The 6,000-nt window shown below is 45.0% G+C and carries 5 protein-coding genes and 1 pseudogene; 1 reads left to right on the top strand and 5 read right to left on the bottom strand.

The window, feature by feature from the left end:
• Window positions 1-385: 385 nt before the first annotated feature.
• The 4 genes from BWI44_RS19845 to BWI44_RS19860 form a co-directional block, all read right to left on the bottom strand.
• A complete protein-coding gene (locus BWI44_RS19845) occupies window positions 386-1,159 on the bottom strand; it encodes a prephenate dehydrogenase/arogenate dehydrogenase family protein (protein WP_007659729.1) in 774 nt (257 codons plus the stop codon).
• A gap of 89 nt (window positions 1,160-1,248) precedes the next feature.
• Complete coding sequence (locus tag BWI44_RS19850; protein ID WP_117693849.1) at window positions 1,249-2,316, bottom strand: bifunctional 3-deoxy-7-phosphoheptulonate synthase/chorismate mutase type II; 1,068 nt, start codon at window positions 2,314-2,316, stop codon at window positions 1,249-1,251.
• A 67-nt stretch (window positions 2,317-2,383) separates the two neighbouring features.
• Entirely contained in the window at window positions 2,384-3,565 is a 1,182-nt protein-coding gene (locus BWI44_RS19855) for a pyridoxal phosphate-dependent aminotransferase (protein ID WP_007659734.1), read from the bottom strand.
• The gene (locus tag BWI44_RS19860) at window positions 3,540-4,388 is read right to left on the bottom strand and encodes a prephenate dehydratase (protein WP_007210092.1); all 849 of its coding nucleotides are present in this window, start codon (window positions 4,386-4,388) and stop codon (window positions 3,540-3,542) included. Before BWI44_RS19860 ends, BWI44_RS19855 begins: the two co-directional genes overlap by 26 nt.
• Window positions 4,389-5,172: 784 nt before the next feature.
• Between BWI44_RS19860 and BWI44_RS19865 the strand changes: the two genes are divergently transcribed.
• Window positions 5,173-5,574, top strand: coding sequence for a hypothetical protein (locus BWI44_RS19865; RefSeq protein WP_225663099.1), 402 nt, complete (start codon window positions 5,173-5,175; stop codon window positions 5,572-5,574).
• Window positions 5,575-5,610: 36 nt separating this feature from the next.
• Here BWI44_RS19865 and BWI44_RS19870 read toward each other — a convergent pair.
• Window positions 5,611-5,799: pseudogene (locus BWI44_RS19870) on the bottom strand (virulence RhuM family protein); the annotation flags it as partial.
• Window positions 5,800-6,000: the final 201 nt, after the last annotated feature.

Consider the following 6,000-nt stretch of genomic DNA (forward strand, 5'->3'; position numbering starts at 1 on the left):
TCACAACCTTGGTGTATTCTATCTCAAACACATCAGCACTGTTTCCTATGGTTCAAAGATACTTAAATGAAAGCAGACCACAACGACGGGGCACTTCTCACGGAATACTATGCACTGTTTCCAATGGTTCTACTTAAATAGAAGTCAGTTACAATATGGTTCTAGCAAAACAAACACAGAGTCATTTACAATAATTCAAATAGAGTAGTATACGAGAATTTCATATCATTCCTGCCAATATTTGACTATTTTCAATAATTTTAGAAATAAGTATGCCTCTACCTAATCCTAAATATCATCACCTCTCTTTATTAACAAATTGAAGAGAGAAGCCCCATTTCCTTTTTCGTCCCCCTCCTCTCTTCAATCCCTTAATCTCACCTATCTATTTTATCTTTTCCCTAATCTTCGTCAGATACTGCTTCATTCCTTCCGCATCCTTCGTACTGATAATTTCCAGCAAGTTCTTCAGTTCCAAACGAATATTTTCCACTTGTGAGGGAGTGCGCGGGTTGAAGAGAATTTCCTGAAGCAAATAATCATCCTCACTCAGCAAACCCTTGGCAATAGCCATGTGCTTCTTGAACGTAGTACCTGGAGCTTCCTGATGCTTCATCACCGCTGCAAAAACAAACGTAGAGACAAAAGGAATAGACAGAGAATAAGCTACTGTCTCATCATGCTCGTCGAAAGTATATTCGAAGATATTGAGGCGGAGCGTCTGGTAAAGGTCCTTGAAGAAAATTTTTCCCAGGTGGTCACCTTCACTGATGATGATAGCATTCTCGCTGCTCAGATTGCTGAGGCTGGCAAACGTAGGGCCAAACATCGGATGCGACGATACATAACGGAAACCACTTTCCTCATAGAATTTCTTCAATCCCGTCTTCACCGAGGCGATATCACTGATGATACAATCCTTGGGCAGCACAGGCAGCACCTTGCGGAATGCATCCAATGTATACTTTACCGTGGCGGCATTGATTACCAACTCCGGTTCGAAGTCCTTTATCTCTTCCAACGTGGTGAAACGATACGTGTTATAGACAAAACGCAACTGGTGCGGATTCACGTCGAACACTGCCGTTTCATGTTGGAAACTTAGAATATCTGTAAAGAAAGAGCCCATCTTGCCGGCTCCGAGTATTAAAATACGCATAAATTTAGTGTTATTAGCTACAAGTTACGAGCAACAAGCTACGAGTATCCTGCGATATGATGGCGCAGCTACTGGTAGCCTGTAGCTTGTCACTTATTAATTATTTCCATTTGTTGCCTCACACTCTCCTCGTGTATCAGCTCGAATACCTTCTTGATAAATTCCGAATCTACGCCCAGAAGCACACCTTGTGAACCGCGTTTGTCCAGAATTTCATTGTAACGTCCCGTTTGCAGGATCGTCATATCGTGTTCTTTCTTGAACGTACCGATTTCACGTGCCACACGCATACGCTTGGCAAGTTCCTGCATCAGGTTGTTGTCGCACTCGTCAATCTGCTTGCGCAGTTCACTGAGATTTTCCGTGGTCTGTGTCTCTTTACGGATGACGAGTAGGTTCAGGATGTAATCCAGTACGTCCGGAGTCACTTGCTGCGAAGCATCGCTCCATGCACAGTCGGGGTTGCAGTGGCTTTCGATAATCAGACCGTTGAAACCGAGGTCCATAGCCTGCTGACAAAGCGGTGCGATGAGTTCGCGCTTACCACCGATGTGGCTGGGATCGCAGATGATCGGCAGGTTCGGGATGCGACGACGCAACTCGATGGGGATATGCCATTGCGGCAGATTGCGGTACAACTTCTTGTCGTAACTGCTGAAACCGCGGTGGATGGCTGCCAGACGTTTCAGTCCGGCATTGTTGATACGCTCCAATGCGCCGATCCAGAGTTCCAGATCCGGGTTTACCGGGTTCTTCACAAACACAGGAATATCCACACCCTTCAGTGCATCGGCAATTTCCTGCATGGCAAACGGGTTGGCAGTGGTGCGTGCGCCAATCCAAAGGATATCGATACCTGCTTTCAGACACTCGTATACATGCTTTGAAGTAGCTACTTCGGTAGCTACGTACATACCGGTTTCTTTCTTTACCTCTTTTAGCCATGCCAGACCGTCTACGCCCACACCTTCGAAACCACCCGGTTTGGTACGTGGTTTCCAGATTCCGGCGCGGAATATCTTCGTTCCTTTTTCGGCCAGTTGCTTGGCTGTGCACATTACTTGTTCTTCTGTCTCGGCGCTGCAAGGACCTGCAATTATCATGGGGCGTTTGTCCTCAATACCCGGCAGCAAAATCGATTCTAATTCAAGTTCCATATTCTTTTATTTTTGTTCAATTATATTTTTATTGTATTGATATTTCTCTGTATCTCCTGTGAATATATTACTTCATCTCCCTGATGCGCTTCAATGCCTCTTCCAATTTATGGTCTTTGCAGCAAAGCGAGATGCGGATATACCGTTTTCCGTTACTTCCGAAGATAAATCCCGGTGTGATGAACACGCGTGCGTTGTGCAACACCTTTTCAGTCAGTTCTTCAACGTCGGCGCAGCTATCGGGAATTTTTCCCCAGAGGAACATACCTACCTGTTTTTCATCGTATGTACATCCCAGTGCATGCATGATTTCCCCTGCCAGATGGCGGCGGTTGCGGTAGTTCTTGTTGTTTCCGTCGTACCATTCCTGTTCGGCTTCCAAGGCGTTGGCGGCTGCCAGTTGCATGGCGCGGAACATGCCGCTGTCGATGTTGCTCTTCACTTTCAGTATCCATTGCACAAAGTCGGCGTTGCTTGCCAGCATACCGATACGCCAGCCCGGCATATTGTGGCTCTTGCTCATGGAGTTGAACTCGATGCAACACTCTTTGGCGCCCGGCACACTGAGGATGCTGAGAGGGTGGTCGTTCAGGATGAAGCTGTACGGGTTGTCGTTTACAATCACGATGTCCTTGCGGCGTGCAAAGTCCACCAGCTTTGCATAGAGTTCCGGGGTGGCGTTAGCTCCGGTCGGCATGTTCGGATAGTTGGTCCACATCAGCTTTACGCGGCTCATGTCCATCTTTTCCAGTTCGTTGAAGTCGGGCATCCAGCCGTTTTCCTCTTTCAAGTTGTAGTTGATGACTTCCGCGCCCAGTATCTTGCTCAATGAGGTATAAGTGGGATAACCCGGATTGGGAACCAACACCTGTTCGCCCGGATTGACGAAGGCCAGTGTGACGTGCAGGATACCTTCTTTCGAGCCGATGAGCGGCTGTATCTCAGTATTAGGATTCAGCTCCACACCGTACCATTTCTTATACCAGGCGGCAAAGCTGCGGCGAAGTTCGGGGATGCCGACATAAGGCATATAACCGTGTCCGTCAGGGTTTTGTGCTTCGCGACACAGGGTTTGTATGGTTGCTTCCGAGGGAGGCATATCAGGGCTGCCGATTCCGAGGCTGATTACGTCTTTTCCTTCGGCATTCATTTGTGCCACCTCTTTCAACTTCTTGGAGAAGTAGTATTCGCTCACGCTGGCCAACCGGTCGGCGGGCTTGATCTTAGATGTTTGATTTTCCGTCTGCATATTCGCCTAATATTTTAAGTTCTTTGGTTAGCGGTGTGATGGCCGCGATGGATTGTTTATATCTCAGTAGGTTGTCGAAAACAACGTCTACGTAAAATTGGTATTCCCATTCCCGTCCGATGATGGGCAGCGACTGTATCTTGGTCAGATTGATGCTGTAGAACGAAAGAATGGACAGTACTTGCGAGAGGCTCCCTTCCGTGTGGGGCAGTGTGAATACCATGCTTGCCTTGTTGGTTTCCGGGTGTGGATGGCGGCGTATTTCGTCTACTTGCCAAGGATCGGCAACTACCAGAAAACGGGTGAAGTTGTGCTTGTTTGTTTCGATGCCTTCCTGCAACACCTTCATGCCGTAACGCTCGGCAGCAGCTTTGGAGCAGATGGCGGCGTGTCCTTTCAGGTTTTCCCGCTTGATGATTTCGGCGCTGAGGGCAGTATCTTCCGCTTCCACTACTTTCATTTTCGGGTGCTGGGCAAGGAACTCGCGGCATTGCATCAGTGCGATAGGGTGGGAGTTGACTTCCGTCAGATCGTTCCAGTCCTCGTCGGGCAGGCAGACAAAGCTGTGTGAAATGCGTAGTTTGTATTCGCCTATGATTTGTGTGCCGCTCTGCCGCAGCAACTCATTGTTGTGCAACAGGCTGCCTGCAATGGTATTCTCTATCGCCAACATTCCTATGGTCTTGCTGTCTTTCTTCACGGCTGCAAACACATCCTCAAAAGTAGCGCAACAGATTAACTCTATTTCTTCTCCTTCGAAGTACTTGTGTGCGGCAATGTCGTGATACGACCCTAATGTTCCTTGAATGGCTATTCTTTTCATACTGTTTCTTTAAAAAAAAATCCCGCTTCCATACAATGGAGCGGGATTAAGTATATTACTTTAGTTCTCTATTCAGTTCTTAAGCATCACTGTCACTTGACACATACAAACTCCCGCTCTACTTTCTGGCTAAAGTAAAAGTAAAAAAAGAAGTAATATGCATAAGTAAACAAATTCATACTTTCGTTTTCTTTTTGATTCTTAATTCGTGGCAAAAGTAATACTTTTCTCTTATATGCAAGCAAAAAATGATATTTTTTTTATTTCTTCTTCAAATTTAGCTTTCAGACTACTGCTTCCGACTGTCTTTTTCTACTGGAAATCAGTCAATCGTTGTGCATGATTCTTTTGATTTACTCCCATTTGTTCACGGCATCGTTAGGCTGTGCCTGCCTCGGAGTACTATGACCTTCGCGGATGTACTTTTATAACGGGTGTTTGGGGCACTGACTACTTTTTTGGGGGGATATCCTGATTCAATAAAAAAGCATTCTTCTTTTGGCTATTCACTGCAATTCATCTATCTTTGCATTAGCCGAAGAGAAATGCGGCATGTTGAAGCTATTTTTGACAAGGAGAAAACTGGTAATTTTATTTAAGTCAAGAAACAGAACTTCAATAAAGATGTTTCACGCAGACCATATAGGGTCGGGCGTGCAAGCGTATTTATTGGTTCTGTGGGTATACCAGTACCTCTCCTTGGATAAATATGAACTATACGTCCGACTTCTTTTTGTATAAGGGGGATGAGGGCGATTTTAAATATTTAAAATCCGAAGAAGACATGAATACCCCGAAGGATGAAATGATAACAGAGGCCATCCACTGCATGGTAGAACAGAGGAAACACGAGATATGGGAAGTGCTCTACCCATTAAGTATAAAATATGGTTTTACGCTCGACTCCGACTATGCCAGCATCAAGCTGGAACCTCCCTGTAAAGACTTTCCGGAAGAAAAATGCGGATGTAAAATACCGCTGGATTCTGTGTTCAGTACCTTTGTGAAAGGTGATTTTCTGTATGTGATGTGCCGCGGGAAAGTGTATTTTATTCTCGATCTGGAAAGTGGTTTGTGGAGACTGTATTTGCCGATGCACCGACCTCCAAGGCTGAAAGTACTGTGGTGGAGGATTCAAGAGACGGTAAGGGATTTGGTGTGGTTGGTGAGGCATTGGAGGGACTGAAGCAATTTTAGTCAGTATTGTTTTTAGGAAGTTGCATTCATCATCTATTGCAAATACCTTTTGAATGTATTCATGTAATCGTTCGGTTGCCCAACGCCTGAAGCGTGTCGCTACCTGAAGTTGTTGCGTGAGCCACACATCGGTATCAGCAAACCGTACATTGACTTTGGGCACACCATTATCATCTTGGTAGATGATTATATTATTTTTATCATCAAACTCCATATAAATCTATTTCGTATAATAATATCATAATTTGGGTTATTTATATAGCAAATATTATATACCGTTTTTAGACAAGGTAAAGATAACAGCGATCTTTGGAATTCTACTATTTGTAAAGATGGAATTTATAGCTGTGATGTAAATTATGCCCAAATGTACTTTAGTTCATAACCGTACAAAAATGAACTAAATGCAATAGCT

It is taken from the genome of Bacteroides sp. Phil13, from assembly GCF_001940965.1.
GTDB lineage: Bacteria > Bacteroidota > Bacteroidia > Bacteroidales > Bacteroidaceae > Bacteroides > Bacteroides intestinalis.

Coding starts and splice junctions, on each gene's coding strand:
- BWI44_RS19855 (WP_007659734.1), bottom strand. CDS start 3,565: ATGCAGACGGAAAATCAAACATCTAAGATCAAGCCCGCCGACCGGTTG.
- BWI44_RS19860 (WP_007210092.1), bottom strand. CDS start 4,388: ATGAAAAGAATAGCCATTCAAGGAACATTAGGGTCGTATCACGACATT.
- BWI44_RS19845 (WP_007659729.1), bottom strand. CDS start 1,159: ATGCGTATTTTAATACTCGGAGCCGGCAAGATGGGCTCTTTCTTTACA.
- BWI44_RS19850 (WP_117693849.1), bottom strand. CDS start 2,316: ATGGAACTTGAATTAGAATCGATTTTGCTGCCGGGTATTGAGGACAAA.
- BWI44_RS19865 (WP_225663099.1), top strand. CDS start 5,173: ATGAATACCCCGAAGGATGAAATGATAACAGAGGCCATCCACTGCATG.